The organism is Corallococcus interemptor, from assembly GCF_003668875.1.
GTDB lineage: Bacteria > Myxococcota > Myxococcia > Myxococcales > Myxococcaceae > Corallococcus > Corallococcus interemptor.
On sequence record NZ_RAWM01000052.1, the window covers coordinates 40,316 to 53,988 of the forward strand.

The window sequence follows — 13,673 nt, forward strand, 5'->3', positions numbered from 1 at the left end:
CGGGGAGGGTCCGGTGGGCCTCCTCCTCCCACGCAGGGCAGGCGGGGAGGTTCAGGGCGATGGGGTGAAGAGGCTCCGGTACACGGCCCAGGTCGTCCGGTCTCCAGGAAGCTTCCCCTGCCAGTAGCGCAGCATCAGGAAGCCCTGGAGCAGCACGAGCAGTACCAGCACCCCGGCCATGAGCCGGCGGGACGCGGGCCGGCGCAGGGTGGCGAGGAGGCCGGCGAGCCCGGGCGCGAAGAACGCGCTCGCTTCCGTATAGGCGCGGTGGCCGAAGCTGCGGCCATAGGGCCAGTGCCACCACGCGGACACCAGGTACGTGTGCAGGATGAAGAAGAGGAGGAACGGCAGCAGGTAGGGCCGCAGCCGCTCGCGGTCTCGCACGAAGCCCCATGCGGCGAAGAGCCACACCGGCGCCCAGAAGAAGAGGCCCTTGCGGATGCTGAAGAGGACCGCGAGCACCATGGGCCGGTCGAACTGGAAGCCGAAGCCCTGGTACGAGTACACGAGCCAGTGCCCCGTGGCGTAGTGCCAGAAGCCGAAGAGCACCGACATCACCGCGGCGAACGCGAGCCCGGCGAGCGCGAGGCTCGGCAGGTGCGCGCGCAGGAACGCGAGTCGCGCGCGCTGGGTCGCGCCATCGTGGACGCCGTAGAGCGGGATGAAGAGCAGCGCGAGCGCGTTGGGGTTTCGCACCAGCACGATGAGCCCCGCCACGAGCCCCAGGAGCAGGGACCGGCGCGCCGTGGGCGCCGCGTACCAGCGGGGCACGAGCAGCATCAGCGCCGCGAAGAGCGCGAACGAATAGACGTGGCTGAAGCAGGCGTCGGCGGTGCCGTAATGGAACAGGTTGGTGGCGAAGGTGACGGCGGTCAGCGTCGCCAGCACCACGGCGGGCGGGTAGAGGTCCTGCAATGCTCGGGACAGGAGCGCCAGTCCGATGACGAGCGCGAGCAGTCCGTTGAGCGCCACCGCGACTTGATAGGGCGAGGAGAAGCCATCCCGGGGCGCGCCCACGAGGCCCGCGCTGGCGTGCGCGAGGAAGAACGCGGGCAGCGTCAGCAGCGCCTGTCCCGGCGGGAAGCGGTTGAGGTAGCGGTGCGTGCCCGCGTCCAGCGTGAGGCCCACGTTGGGGTCCCAGTACTCGCCCCAGCTGGCCACCTCCTTGTGGAAGGTGGGGTCGTGCTGGATGAAGAGGGCGGGCAGGTAGACATAGTGGCCGTACCCGTCCGACTGGATGAACGGCAGGTCCTTGTCCGCGCGCTGGAAGTAGAAGAGCACCAGGCCCAGCAGCCCGAGCACGCCCACCACCGGCGCGAACAGCCTCACCGCGCGGTGCATCCACGCTCCTGTGGGAAGAGTGGCTGCGGTGGACGGCGAGGCGGGCGTCATGGGACGCCCGGCACTCTAGCGCGCCGGAGCCTGCATCACCGGCCGGCCGATGGAGATGCGCCCGTTCTCCGGTGGCTTCGGATGGAAGTTGTTCTTGGGGCCGAACTGGAACGCAGTGGGCGCGCCCTGGTCATCCACCTGGAAGTGGAGGGCCCCCGGGCCCAGGCCGCCACAGGTGGGCGTCTGGCCGGGCTGGTACTTGCGCGGGTCGTAGTCCTTCCCGCAGCCCGCGAAGCTCCGCAGGGCCTTCAGCGGCAGCACGGACGTGCCGTGCGCGGCGTGGTGCTTCAGGGTCGACGCGTCGAGCACCGGCACCGCCCAGACCGCGGGCGCGCCGTCACCGGCGGGGGACACCTGCGTCGCGGGCCCCATCACCAGCAGGATGTGGCCGGTGTCCTTGTTATGGCCCGTGCCGCCCTGGCACCAGTGCCCCAGGCACCACGCGATGATGTCCCCGGGTTGTACCTGCCGCAGGTCCGTCACCGCCGTGAACGGCGCGCCTGGAGCCGGTGACGTGCCCAGGGACTGGAACCAGGCCTGCCAGACGTAGGCGCGGGGCCAGGGCCGCTTCTTCTCCTTCGGGAACTCCTCCGTCTTGAACTTCATCACCGCCGCGTACTGCGACGGCAGCACCTTGCCCACGAGGTAGCTCACCCAGCCCGAGCAGTCCGTGTATGCCGTCCAGCCGTCCTCCTGTTGCTGGATGAGCGGCTGTCCGTCCGGCGTCTGCGTGTACGCGTAGCTCGTCTGGGTGAGGCCGTTGTTGATGGCCTGCGCGGTCTCCAACAAAGGCTTCACCCCCGGAGGCAGCTCCGGCGGTGGGGCGGCCCGCGCGAAGGCGCCCACGAGGAGACCGCAGACAACGGTGAGCGTCTTCAGCGGGTGCCTGGCCATGCGCATTGCGACCTCGAAGGGACGGGCGATTTCAGCGGGACGTCTGGCGACCGGTGCGACGTACCGGCACGCGTGCGGCCGTTTCTTCGTCGAGGGGGACTTCGCGCATGAAGGTTCCCTTTCCACCCACGGGATTCCGATTCGGCTTCCACCCCTTGGGGAGCTCGACGGAAATCCCCGTTGGGTGGACGTACAGGGAATCGTCGGCTTTGAACGGGTAGCCTTTGCTCAATGCCTGGGCAATTCTGCTCGACACCCTGCCCGAGCCCCGACTGCTCAGTGCGGAGAGGATGTCCTCGTCGAGCCCGAGCCTGACCTCCTTCTCGAGGCCTACCGTCCTGAAGGGCCGACCTCCGTACTGCCGCCTTTGTGGACTGGACCCGGACTGAACCGCCTCGGCGAACGGGGCGTAGTAGCCGGTGAAGAAGTTGTCACCCTCCTGCGGCGACATGGGAGGGGGCACGCGTCCCTTGCCCGGCGGGTCGATGACCTGGACGCGATAGTTGCCATGGTAGGAATCGACCATGGACGCCAGGTGGGCGTCGGGCGCAATGCCGCCGCCACCAATCAGCGCCCCACCCGCGACTCCACCGCCGATATGTGGGTTCCCAGGCCAGTGCGTCATGTTGGCGAGGCTCTGGGCCTGAGCGAGCGCGGCGAGGAGCGGGGCGGCGCCCGCGGGGCCCGCGGCGTGCCCCTTGTTCTCCCAGACGACGAAGTTGCTGACGACAAGGGTGCCCGGATGCACGTCGAAGATGACGATGTCCGGCCGCTGCGGGCCAAGAACGAACTGCCCACCATTGGCTTCGGCCCGGCTGAGATGAAACGGGTACAGGAGCGAACCGCCGCCGGCACCTGCCAGGTACTCGATGAGGGCGCCGCCGATGGCCGTTCCCAGGTGGTAGCCCAGCTGCCCTTTCTCTGTCGCGTCGACACCCATCGCCACCGGGCTTGGGGGCAGATTGGGCACTCCGGCGCCCGCGGCCACACCCGGGGCCATCCCGACGGCCGGGACGGCCACGGGCACACCCGGCACTGCCCCGACTCCCACCGGAGCGCAGGCGACACAGAACGAGTAGATCCGCCAGGAGATCTCATCGACGACCCAACCGGGCGGATAGACGCCAAGACGAAGCTGGGCGTTCATGAGCTGCGCCCATCCCAACGTCACCGGGTTTGGCATGGGGGGCGTAACGAGAGGAGCCCCCACCCCGCCGACTGCGCAACCCGCTCCGGCACCATACGGGAATCCGTATCGAATGTTAGGCATTCTGGGTCACCCCCCCCGGGTCCATCCGTGCGATTGGCTGACTGTCTCAAACTGTCGCCTCACGCTCAACAGGTGGCGCTTGTCATTCGCCGCCACCTGCGCCACGGACGCGTCACGGACGTGTCTTGAAGGTCTGGCTCCAGCTGGGCGCCACCTTCTCGATGAGCGTCACCAGCTCCGGCGGGATGTCTCCAGTGCCGGTGAGGGGACGGACCTCCATCACGTCGTCGTTGCCCATGCCGCCCGGGTAGCGGCGGGCCCACTCGATGGCCTCCTCCTTCGACTTCACCTCCAGCACGTAGAAGCCGCCGATGAGTTCCTTGGTCTCCGCGTAGGGGCCATCCTTCACGGTGGACTTGCCGTCCTTGAAGACGACGTGCGCGCCCGGAGAGGGGCTGAGGCCCTCGGAGGCGATGAGCACGCCGGCCTTGTGCATCTCCTCGTTGAACTTCATCTGCGCGATGAAGACGGCCTCGTCGAAGGGCGCTTCCGAGTGCGTGGGTTCAATCGTGGAGGGGCGGGGGATGAGCATGAAGCGCATGGGGGCTCCTGGAATGGGGAAGGAAATGCGTGGCTCCATCCTCGCGACGAATGGCCATGCCGCGGATCGACACGGGAATTAAAGAGCGCACGCCTCCATCCTAGGTTCCTGCCCTGGCCATCTCCACGGCGTCCGCGCCCGCGGGCAGGCGGAGCGGGGAGGACGGGTCGTTCACCGCGCGCCAGATGGCCTCCACCACGTCCTGCGACCGGGTGACCGGTCCGGACGCATGCGCCGCCCTCTGCTCGAAGATGCTCCGCACGAAGCCGGCGTACGCCTCGGGGGCGTTGACGCCCTGATCCTGTCCCCGGGCCTGGGCGTTCTTCGAGAAGGACGTCTCGGGCGAGCGCCCCGGAATCACCAGGCTCACCCGCACGCCGAAGGGCCGGAGCTCCAGCGCGAGCGATTCGGTGAACATGTTGAGCGCCGCCTTGCTCGCGCTGTACACGGAGAGCAGCGGGAGCGGCTTGAGCGTCGTGCCCGACGAGACGTTCACGATGACCCCCGCCTTCTGCTGCCTGAACCCGGGCAGGAACGCCTGGGTCACGGCCATGGCGCCGAACAGGTTCGTTTCGAAGGTGCCGCGGATCGTCTCCATGGTGGTGCCTTCGAAGATGCCCATCAGGCCGACGCCCGCGTTGTTGACCAGCGCGTCGATGGGGCCCGCGTCCTCCACCACCTTGCGGATGCTCGCCGGGTCGGTGACGTCGAGCGGGAGCACGCGCAGGTGCTCCGAGCGGGGCAGCACGTCCTCGCGCGGCTTGCGCATCGTGGCGATGACCTTCCAGCCGTGTTCGAGGAAGTGACGGGCGGTGTCGAGTCCGAAGCCGGATGAGCAGCCGGTGATCAAGATGGTCTTCATGGCGGTTCCTGTCAGTGCGGGGTTCGGTGATGGATATACGGAGCCCGGTCCGGACCTGCTACAACAGGGAGTCCATATTTCATTCGCAGGAGTCCGGTCGTGGTCGATCCCCTCGCCGAAGTGGTCTCGCTGCTCCAGCCGGGCGCTCCGTTCTCGAAGTTCGTCAGCGGCGCGGACAAGTGGCGGGTGCGGCGCGCGGAGAATGGGCGGCCCTTCTACTGCGCGGTCCTCCTGGGGCGGAGCCGCCTGGCCATTGATGGGCGTGAGCCGGTCATCCTCGAGAAGGGGGACTTCGTCCTGGTCCCCGCGGCGTTCGACTTCACGATGACGAGCATCGAGCCGCCAAAGGGGAAACACGAGACCCCGCGCATCGTGTTGCCCGATGGAGAGATCCGCAACGGCGTGCACGACGGCCCCCCAGACGTCCGGATGATGGTGGGGTACTGCACCTTCGCCTCCCCGGACGCGAGCCTGCTCGTCTCGCTGCTCCCCCAGTTCGTGCACGTTCACGGCGAGCAGCGGCTCACCACCCTCGTGGAGCTTTTGAAGGACGAGTCGCGTGAACGCAGGCCCGCGCGTGAGGTCATCCTCTCCCGCCTCATGGAGGTGCTGCTCATCGAAGCGCTCCGCTCCACCGCGGGCCTCGAGGCGTCGCCGGGCCTGCTGCGCGGGCTCGCCGACGAGCGCCTGGCGGTGGCCATCCGGCGGATGCACGAGCGCCCGACCGAGCCATGGACCGTGGCGCAGCTGGCGAAGGAGGCCGCGCTGTCCCGTTCCACGTTCTTCGAGCGCTTCAGTCGCGCGGTGGGCGTCGCCCCGATGGAGTACCTGCTCGGCTGGCGCATGGCCAAGGCGAAGGACCTGCTGCGGCGCAAGAAGGAGGTCACCGTCTCCGAGGTCGCGGAGCAGGTGGGCTACAGCTCCGCGAGCACCTTCAGCGTCGCCTTCACCCGCCACGTCGGGCTGCCGCCCACGCACTACGCGCGGGAACAGCAGTAGGGCACCCGGGCAGACGGGCCCCGGGCGCTCCACCTGGAGGGGCAGCTGACACGTCCCCATGCGTCGGACCCCGGTGGTAGAGCTGTCCCGCCATGGACGACCCCACCGAAAGGGACCCGGAGCGCCGCCGGGAGCCTCGCAAACCGAAGCCGCCCCGGAAGGTGTCGCCGCGCTATCTGGAGAACGCGGCGCTGCACTACCTCAAGCGGTACGCGGCCACGGTGAGCCAGCTCAAGCGCGTGCTGATGCGCCGGGTGGACCGCTCCGTGAAGTTCCACGGCGGCGACCGCGCGGAGGCCGTGGGCTGGGTGGACGCGCTGGCGGAGAAGCTCATCCGCAACGGCCTCATCAACGACCGGACGTACGCGGAGACGCGCGTGCACTCGCTGCGCGCATCCGGCCGCAGCGCGCGCGTCATCACCCAGAAGCTGCGCATGAAGGGCGTGGCGCCGGAGCTGGTGCAGGAGAAGCTGGCGGAGGCCACCCAGGACGTGCCCGAGGACGCCGCCGCCCGCATCTGGGCGCGCAAGAAGCGCCTGGGCCCCTTCCGGCGCGACCCGAGCACGCGCGAGGAGAACCGCCAGAGGGACCTGGCGGCGCTCGCCCGCGCGGGCTTCCCCTTCGTCATCGCGAAGCGCGTCATCGACGGGACGGCGGACGACCTGCCGGCCCGCGACTGAGGGCGCAGGGGTTCAGTACATCTTCAGGTCGTACTTCGCGGTGGGCGTGTAGTCGTCTCCCGAGGGCCGGTTGCGCTTGTCCGTGAGCTTCACCGCGTAGACGCCCCCCGCCACGACGTTGGCCGTCACGCGGTACAGCTGGCATGACGGGAGGAACTGCGAGCAGACGGTGGACTGCGTGCTGCCCAGGAGCGCCCCCAACGTGCGGGTGCCGTAGTTGTACGCGTAGATTTCGACACGCATCGTGGGGCCGTTGCGCAGGTTGTAGGTCTCCACCGTCATCACCTGGTTCACCGGCGTGGCCACCAGCACCCAGTCCACGTCGTTCTGGCGGTGGAAGGAGTGGTTGAGCTGCGGCGTGCCCAGGTACGACGAGGCGGAGGTGTGCGTGTTGTCGCTCTCGTAGGCGTCTGGAGGCGCCAGCAGGCAGTTGGCGGGCGGGCTGAAGCCGTCATTGACGCAGACGTTCCCCACGCAGTTGCAGCCGGACGCGCAGTCCGACCCCGTCGAACAGGCGCGCTCGGGCGGCAGGTCGCAGTGCCCTTCGGGCGGCGGCGGGCCGAACCCGTCCGGGACGCAATAGCCGCCCTCGCACGCACAGGCTTGACGGCATCCGAGGCTGTTCACACAGGCCCGGGCCGCCAACGCCGACCCCTGCGACACCAGCGCCTCGGCCTCGGGCGCCTGCTGCTCCTCCACGCTCCCGCAGCCCACGACGAACAGCGCCAGCGCCGCCGCACTCCAACGAAGCATCTTCACAGGGGCACCCCGGGTGGGATTCCCGGAAAGGGGCGCGGGAGTGCGCCGCCTGGAGGGAAATCCTTGTTTCACCCAGGGTGAAGTCTGCCTTCCGGGGATGGGTCTGGCAATCCCTATCAGTTCCACCAATGGGTGAGACTCGGGACCTCGGAAAGTGCGCGCCAGTCCCACGCCACTGGCGAGAAGGTGGACGTGGAGCTGGACATCCAGGCCACGCCCTCGAAGGCCTGAAAACACCACGGCCCGGCGCCTTCAATAGGCGCCGGGCCGCGTTCAAGCCCCGATGTCTGGCTTTGGCTACTCCTGGAGGTGCGTGACGCTCAGCGCCGCGTCGCTGGAAATCTCCGCCTCCGTGTAGCGCCGGTCCACCCACTGCTTCTGGGAGAACATGGCCGTCTGGTCCGCGAACCAGGGCGAGGCCGGGTTCGTGGACTGGGAGTAGGTGAGCACGGACTTCGCCACGGGCCCTGAGTCCGTGAAGGACACGGCCATGACGAAGCTGGAGCCCAGGATGGGCTCATAGGTGCCGTCCGGCAGCAGCTGGTTGGCGATCTGGTTGAAGCAGCCCTCGTCGTGGGCGCAGCCGTGCACCGGGTAGAAGACGCCGTTCTTGCGCTTGCCCTGCACGGAGCCTGTCGTCGCGTCCAGGGCGATGCCGCGCTCGCGCAGCGTGCGGATGGCGGTGCCCAGCGCCTGGGCCACCGCCGGGTTCAGCGTGTTGAGCGTGCGCGGCGTGTTGAGCGGGTCGTTCGCGTTGAAGGGCACCAGGTACGGGCCGCCCGTGACGCCCACCGCGTTGAGGATGAACACGCGCCAGAGCAGCTCGCCCCGGCTGTCCACGTTGCCCTTCAGGTCCCACGCGGCCAGCACGGGGCAGGCGGGGCGCAGGTCCTCGAAGGTGAGGTCCGGCATCAGCACGAAGGGCGTGCGGCGGCAGAGCGCCACGGCGGCGTCGCGCAGCAGCTCACCGGAGTAGTTGCGGTTGTTGAACATCACCGTCTGGAGCTGCGGGAGCGTGAAGCCCTGGCCCTCCAGGCCGTCCGTGCCGGCGATGCGGCCCTGCACCATCTTCAGGCCCAGGCGGGTGCGCAGGCTGCGCACGTTCTTCTCCCCGCCCAGGATGCGCGGGAAGCCGGTGAGCGGCTGGGCGGGGTTGGGCAGCCAGTAGCTGTCGTTGGAGTTGGTGACGTAGTCCGCGCGCTGCAGGCGCGGCAGGCTGCCCGGGCCGAAGATGCCCGGCTCCACCGCGTCCGCGTCGCTGCCCAGCGCGCAGTCGGAGCGCGAGCCGTCCAGCACCGGCAGCCCCGCGCTCGCGAGCACCAGCAGCGGGATGGGGGACAGCACGCAGCGCGCGAGCTTCGCGTCGGTGACGTGCGGCACCACGCTCATGTCCGCGTAGTACGCGCGGCCCTGCGCGTCCGTGGCGATGGTGTTCACCCAGGGGATGCCCTGCCAGGTGTCCTGCGCCGTGCGCAGCTCGTCCACGTTCGCCGCGCGGTCCATGGCGAAGAACGCGTCCAGCAGGCGCAGGTTGGAGGCGTTGGCGTCATGGAACGCGTAGCCGGTGAGGCCGTTCCACGTCATCAGGCCGGCCGGGTACTCCAGCATCGGGCCCAGGTGCGAACGGTAGAACGTGTGCTGGCGTGACGTGAGCGAGCCGTCCGCCTCCTTCGCCTGCACCGTGACGGTGCGGGTCGTCATGTCGCGAACCTGGCCGTCGTACAGGTACTTCGTCGGGAAGCCCGGGACGAGCTTCAGCTCGAACGGGGTGAAGCGGTACGCGGTGGAGACGGTGTGGCTCCAGGCCAGCGTCTCGTTGTGGCCGATGAGGATGGCCGGCACGCCCAGCAGGCTCACGCCGGAGACGTTGAGCTTGCCCGGCACCGTGAGGTGCGCCTCGTAGAAGCGCTCCGAGCCCTCCCAGGGGAAGTGCGGGTTGGCCAGCAGCATGCCCTTGCCGTTGCGCGTGGCCTGGGCGCCCAGGCCGAAGGCGTTGCTGCCCAGGCCGAGCGTCTCCGAGCTGGGGAACACCTTGCGGTCCAGCGTGGCGGGCGCGGGCAGCGGCAGGGGCAGCGTGCCGTCCGGCAAGAGGGACGGGGGCTTCGCGTCCACCAGCGCGTCCAGGAAGTACAGCGAGCTGGCGAAGAGGCTCAGCTGGTAGTAGCGCAGGTACAGGTCGCGCTCGGTGATGGGGCGCACCCAGGCGGCGCCGCGGCAGCGCGGATCCGAGATGCCGTCCACGCCGACTTCGTTCAGGTAGCGGTTGATGCCGGCCGTGTAGCCGCGCACCAGCTCGCGCGCGTCCTGGGACGGGCCCAGGGGCGCGGGCTTCGCCAGCAGCGTGTCCACCGTGCCGTCGTCGATGATGGCCTGGTAGAAGAAGTCGCTCTTGAGGTTGTTGTACTGGCTGCCCAGGGCCGCAAGGTACGTGGCGTCCGGCCCGAAGTAGCGCGAGCGCTGGGCGTTCACCGTCACCAGCGAGTCCATCAGCGCGCAGAAGTTGTCCTGCGCGAACGCGTAGCCGTAGCCGTAGCCCACGCCGGCGAAGTCGTCCGCCAGCACGTGCGGGATGCCATGCGCCGTCCTGCGCACGGTGGCGGAGAGACTGCCCGCCCCCTGCTTCACCGTCGCGGTCGTGCCTTCCGGCGCCGCGGCGCGCGGCTCACAGGCGGTGGCCAGCAGCAGCGCCGTCAGCGGCAGCAGCCCGGCGCCACCGGTCCTTCCGTTGCGTCCATCCATTCGAGGGATTCCTTTTCGCGGTGGGGAAAGAAATTCCCTCCTAATTGTAGAAACGCATCATTCCTGGATCGTCCCGGGATACGGGGCGAGCGGAATCCGGTGTTTACGTGTATGGCTGGGGCCCGCGGGTGTTTCACGAAAGGAAACCAGCACATGAAACGGATGTTCGCGGGCGCGCTCGTCGTCGCGGCGTTGGGGACCCTGGGGTGCGGTGGAGCGAAGGCCACCGGGCCGGGCGCGGAGGCCGCTGGCACGGGTACGGCGCGGCAGTCCCTGGAGGATTCGCGCGCGAGCCTGAGGGCGGCGGAGCAGGCCATGTCGGACGCGGCGGAGAAGTCCGGTTCGGCGCAGGCGTTCGCGGACTTCGTCGCGGACGACGCGGTGCTGCTCGTGGACGGCGAGTACGCGCAGAAGGGCAAGGAGGCCATCCGCGCGTGGCTGTCCGCGCATCCGCTGGAGGCGGAGGGCAAGGTGCGCTGGACGCCGGTGCGCTGGGACGTGAGCGCGGACGGGACGCTGGGGTACTCGCTGGGTAACGCGTCGGTGGAGTCAGGCGGCACGTCGGTGCGGCCTTCCGGGCGCTACATCACCGCGTGGAAGCGCCAGCCGGACGGGCAGTGGCGCGTGGTGGTGGCGGTGCGCAACGCGGCCAAGACGCCGATGACGCCGCCCGCGGGCTTCACGCCGTCGTCCACGCTGCCGCTCCCGGAGCCTCGCGCGCTGGTGCCCGCGCAGGTGCTGGAGGAGGCGAAGGCCGCGGACCGCGCGTTCTCCGCGCAGTCCACCGCCGAGGGCATGGGCAAGGCCTTCACCGCCTGGGCCGCGGAGGACGCGGTGCTGCCGCAGGGGTCCGCCGGCATCTTCGGCCATGACGCCGTCGCGAAGGCCTACGCGCCGTTCACGCTGGACAAGATCGACCTGCGCTGGGAGCCGGTGCTGGGAGACGCCGCCGGTTCGGGCGACCTCGCGTACACGGTGGGCCGCGCCATCGCCACCGGCAAGAACGAGCAGGGCCAGCCGGAGGTGGACCACGTGAAGTACCTCACCGTCTGGCGCCGGCAGGCCGACGGACAGTGGCGCTACGTCGCGGACGGCGGCAACTCCAGCCCTGGTCCGCAGGGCCCGTGATTGGCCCCTTGGCGTGAGTGTTTCAGCAATATTCCGCCAAGAGCTGAAATAGCCGCTTAGTCTTGTATTCCCGAGTGGTGCATCGCAAGAAGGGAGCTCCCCCGTGGTGAGGAGTTCCCCTTCATGCGTACCCCTCGTGCCGTGCGTCGGCTGTCGTTCGTCCCGCTGTTCGCGCTCGCGGCCTGTGGACCGTCCGAGCCCGTCACTCCCGAGACTCCGGCCCTGACGGCGCAGGAGGCCGCGCTCACCGAGCTGATCATCAACGGCACGTTCAGCTCCGGCACGGTGGCGCCGTGGTGGAACAACGCCAGCACGCAGTCGTATGTGGAGAGCGGCCGGTGGCGCGTGGACGTGGCGGCGAACACGGCCAACCCGTGGGACGCCATCGTGGGGCAGAGCGGGCTGACGCTCACCGCCGGGCAGACGTACACGCTGGCGTTCACCGCCACCGCCTCGGCCTCCATCACCGCGCGCGCCACCGTGCAGCAGGAGGTGGCGCCGTACACGTCCACGCTCACGCAGTCGTTCACGCTGGACGGCACGTCGCGCCGGTTCTCCTTCCCCTTCACGTCGTCGTTCTCGTCGGGACAGGGGCAGGTGACGTTCCAGCTGGGCGGCCGCGCCAACGCCGTCACCGTGCGGCTGGATGACATCTCGCTCACCACGGAGAGCGGCACGGGCTCCGGCCCGGTGGCGATGACGAGCGGCTTCTATGTGGACCCCAACTCCAACCCTGCTGTCTGGGCGCGCAACAACAGCGGGGATGGCCGCGCGTCGCGCATCAACGCGTCCATCGCGTCGAAGCCGATGGCGCGCTGGTTCGGCAACTGGAACACCAACATCTCCCAGGACGTGTCCAACTTCGTGGCCGCTGCGGACGCGGCGGACAAGCTGCCCGTGCTGGTGGCCTACAACATCCCGGGCCGCGACTGCGGCAGCCACTCCGGCGGCGGTGCGGGCAGCGCGGACGCGTACCGCGCGTGGATCGCCACCTTCGCCGCGGCCATTGGCAACCGGCCGGCGGTGGTCATCGTGGAGCCGGACGGCGTCGCGCAGCTGGATTGCCTTCCCAACGACACGGAGCGCGCCACGCGGCTGAGCCTCATCCGCTACGCCTCCGAGCAGCTGCGCGACCGCGCGCCCAACACCTGGACGTACCTGGACGGCGGCAACGCGAGCTGGATTCCCGCCGACACCATGGCGCAGCGCCTGGAGTCCGCGGGCGTGCGCAACGTGCGCGGCTTCTCCCTCAACGTCTCCAACTTCCATCCCACCGCGCAGTCCACCACGTACGGCAACGCGGTGAACGCCGCGCTGAACAGCCGCTATGGCTACACGCGGCAGTACGTCATCGACACCAGCCGCAACGGCAACGGCTCCAACGGCGAGTGGTGCAACCCCGCTGGCCGCAAGCTGGGCGCCCCGTCCCAGACGGGCGGCGGCGCGGAGATGCTCCTGTGGGTGAAGACGCCAGGGGACTCGGATGGCCAGTGCGGCATCGCCCCGGGCACGCCCGCCGGACAGTTCAGCCCGGACCTGGCGACGCGCCTCATCGACGGCATCTGAAGCTCCTCCGGATGCGACAACGCCTTCCCCGGCGCGAGGCTGGGGAAGGCGTCGGGGTGATGCAGGGGGCCTTAGCTGGACTCGCTGACGCTGAGGCGCCGGCTGGCGCCGCCGTTGCCCTTGCCCAGGGCCTGGGTGCGCTCCAGGTTGGCCTGCGCCAGGGCCTCGCGCTTCTCCGGCGTCTTCGCGGTGCCGTCCTTCTGCACCGTCATCACGCCGCCGCTGCCGTGCTTCGCCTGGGCCTGTTCAATGCTCTTCTTCAGGTCGCTGGCCTTCACCCAGTAGGCGCCGTTGACGGGGTCGCGCACGCGGTAGAGGTCGTCGTCCGTGCCCCGGCTCTTGCCCGGGTTCACGCCGTCGATGGTCAGCCAGTGCAGCTCGCCGCTCTCCGGACCCTTGTCGCCCTCCGCCAGGGTCGTGTTGAGCAGCGCTCCGGAGTCCACCATCGCCAGGGCCATCTGGCCGTGCTTCAGCGCGCTGCTGAGCGCGTCCGTGTTGCACTCGTCGAAGCCGTTGGTGACCTTGATGCCCATGCTTCCGAGCATCGCGCCCATCTCGTCCGGGGTCGCGCCGTCATCCAGGTTCACGTTCACGCGGTCCCGCACGGACGTGCTCAGCGTGTCCGCCTTGTTGCGGACCTTCTCGCGGGCCTCCTGCTGCGTCAGCGGGGCGGCCTCCTCTGCACCGGCCTGCTCCAGGTAGGTGAGGGTGGCCTCCGCGCAGCCCTTCTTGCTCGTCTGCGCGACGGTCGTCTGGGGCGCGTTCCAGCCCTGCTCCTTCTGGGCCTGCGTCGCCTCGTTGGTGGGGATGGCGCTGGCGGCCGGGTCCGTACCCGGGGGCGGG

The 13,673-nt window shown here is 69.5% G+C and carries 12 protein-coding genes; 4 read left to right on the forward strand and 8 right to left on the reverse strand.

The genetic code is table 11. From position 1 onward, the window contains the following. Nucleotides 1-51 precede the first annotated feature (51 nt). From D7X96_RS19915 to D7X96_RS19935, 5 genes are all read right to left on the reverse strand, one after another. Nucleotides 52-1,341: a hypothetical protein gene (locus D7X96_RS19915; protein ID WP_121770456.1), complete on the reverse strand. Its 1,290-nt coding sequence runs from the start codon at nt 1,339-1,341 to the stop codon at nt 52-54. A 66-nt stretch (nt 1,342-1,407) separates the two neighbouring features. Then, nucleotides 1,408-2,292, reverse strand: a complete 885-nt coding sequence (locus D7X96_RS19920; RefSeq protein ID WP_121770457.1) for a hypothetical protein — start codon at nt 2,290-2,292, stop codon at nt 1,408-1,410. A gap of 25 nt (nt 2,293-2,317) precedes the next feature. Beyond that, complete coding sequence (locus tag D7X96_RS19925) at nt 2,318-3,433, reverse strand: hypothetical protein (protein WP_147442832.1); 1,116 nt, start codon at nt 3,431-3,433, stop codon at nt 2,318-2,320. Nucleotides 3,434-3,668: 235 nt separating this feature from the next. Then, nucleotides 3,669-4,097 (reverse strand): YciI family protein, encoded by a 429-nt coding sequence (locus D7X96_RS19930; protein WP_121770458.1) that lies wholly within the window; start codon nt 4,095-4,097, stop codon nt 3,669-3,671. Nucleotides 4,098-4,197: 100 nt separating this feature from the next. Then, nucleotides 4,198-4,959, reverse strand: a complete 762-nt coding sequence (locus tag D7X96_RS19935) for an SDR family oxidoreductase (RefSeq protein ID WP_121770459.1) — start codon at nt 4,957-4,959, stop codon at nt 4,198-4,200. A 99-nt stretch (nt 4,960-5,058) separates the two neighbouring features. Between D7X96_RS19935 and D7X96_RS19940 the strand changes: the two genes are divergently transcribed. Then, nucleotides 5,059-5,958, forward strand: coding sequence for an AraC family transcriptional regulator (locus tag D7X96_RS19940; RefSeq protein ID WP_120550188.1), 900 nt, complete (start codon nt 5,059-5,061; stop codon nt 5,956-5,958). A 92-nt stretch (nt 5,959-6,050) separates the two neighbouring features. After that, nucleotides 6,051-6,638 carry a regulatory protein RecX gene (locus tag D7X96_RS19945; protein WP_121723775.1) on the forward strand — a complete coding sequence of 196 codons (588 nt, stop codon included), beginning with the start codon at nt 6,051-6,053 and terminating at the stop codon, nt 6,636-6,638. Nucleotides 6,639-6,650: 12 nt separating this feature from the next. Here D7X96_RS19945 and D7X96_RS19950 read toward each other — a convergent pair whose 3' ends face one another. Together D7X96_RS19950 and D7X96_RS19955 are read right to left on the reverse strand one after the other, a co-directional pair. Beyond that, entirely contained in the window at nt 6,651-7,397 is a 747-nt protein-coding gene (locus tag D7X96_RS19950; RefSeq protein WP_120550186.1) for a hypothetical protein, read from the reverse strand. A gap of 297 nt (nt 7,398-7,694) precedes the next feature. Continuing rightward, nucleotides 7,695-10,136 carry an acylase gene (locus D7X96_RS19955; protein WP_121770460.1) on the reverse strand — a complete coding sequence of 814 codons (2,442 nt, stop codon included), beginning with the start codon at nt 10,134-10,136 and terminating at the stop codon, nt 7,695-7,697. A 153-nt stretch (nt 10,137-10,289) separates the two neighbouring features. Between D7X96_RS19955 and D7X96_RS19960 the strand changes: the two genes are divergently transcribed. Beyond that, a complete protein-coding gene (locus tag D7X96_RS19960; protein ID WP_158626389.1) occupies nt 10,290-11,264 on the forward strand; it encodes a YybH family protein in 975 nt (324 codons plus the stop codon). A gap of 123 nt (nt 11,265-11,387) precedes the next feature. Next, nucleotides 11,388-12,830 carry a glycoside hydrolase family 6 protein gene (locus D7X96_RS19965; protein WP_121770462.1) on the forward strand — a complete coding sequence of 481 codons (1,443 nt, stop codon included), beginning with the start codon at nt 11,388-11,390 and terminating at the stop codon, nt 12,828-12,830. Nucleotides 12,831-12,901: 71 nt separating this feature from the next. Here the strand turns inward: D7X96_RS19965 and D7X96_RS19970 are convergent. Further along, on the reverse strand, nt 12,902-13,673 hold a 772-nt coding region (locus D7X96_RS19970), incomplete at its 5' end, for a hypothetical protein (protein WP_158626604.1).

Coding starts and splice junctions, on each gene's coding strand:
- D7X96_RS19955 (WP_121770460.1), bottom strand. CDS start 10,136: ATGGATGGACGCAACGGAAGGACCGGTGGCGCCGGGCTGCTGCCGCTG.
- D7X96_RS19920 (WP_121770457.1), bottom strand. CDS start 2,292: ATGCGCATGGCCAGGCACCCGCTGAAGACGCTCACCGTTGTCTGCGGT.
- D7X96_RS19935 (WP_121770459.1), bottom strand. CDS start 4,959: ATGAAGACCATCTTGATCACCGGCTGCTCATCCGGCTTCGGACTCGAC.
- D7X96_RS19960 (WP_158626389.1), top strand. CDS start 10,290: ATGAAACGGATGTTCGCGGGCGCGCTCGTCGTCGCGGCGTTGGGGACC.
- D7X96_RS19930 (WP_121770458.1), bottom strand. CDS start 4,097: ATGCGCTTCATGCTCATCCCCCGCCCCTCCACGATTGAACCCACGCAC.
- D7X96_RS19945 (WP_121723775.1), top strand. CDS start 6,051: ATGGACGACCCCACCGAAAGGGACCCGGAGCGCCGCCGGGAGCCTCGC.
- D7X96_RS19915 (WP_121770456.1), bottom strand. CDS start 1,341: ATGCACCGCGCGGTGAGGCTGTTCGCGCCGGTGGTGGGCGTGCTCGGG.
- D7X96_RS19965 (WP_121770462.1), top strand. CDS start 11,388: ATGCGTACCCCTCGTGCCGTGCGTCGGCTGTCGTTCGTCCCGCTGTTC.
- D7X96_RS19925 (WP_147442832.1), bottom strand. CDS start 3,433: ATGAACGCCCAGCTTCGTCTTGGCGTCTATCCGCCCGGTTGGGTCGTC.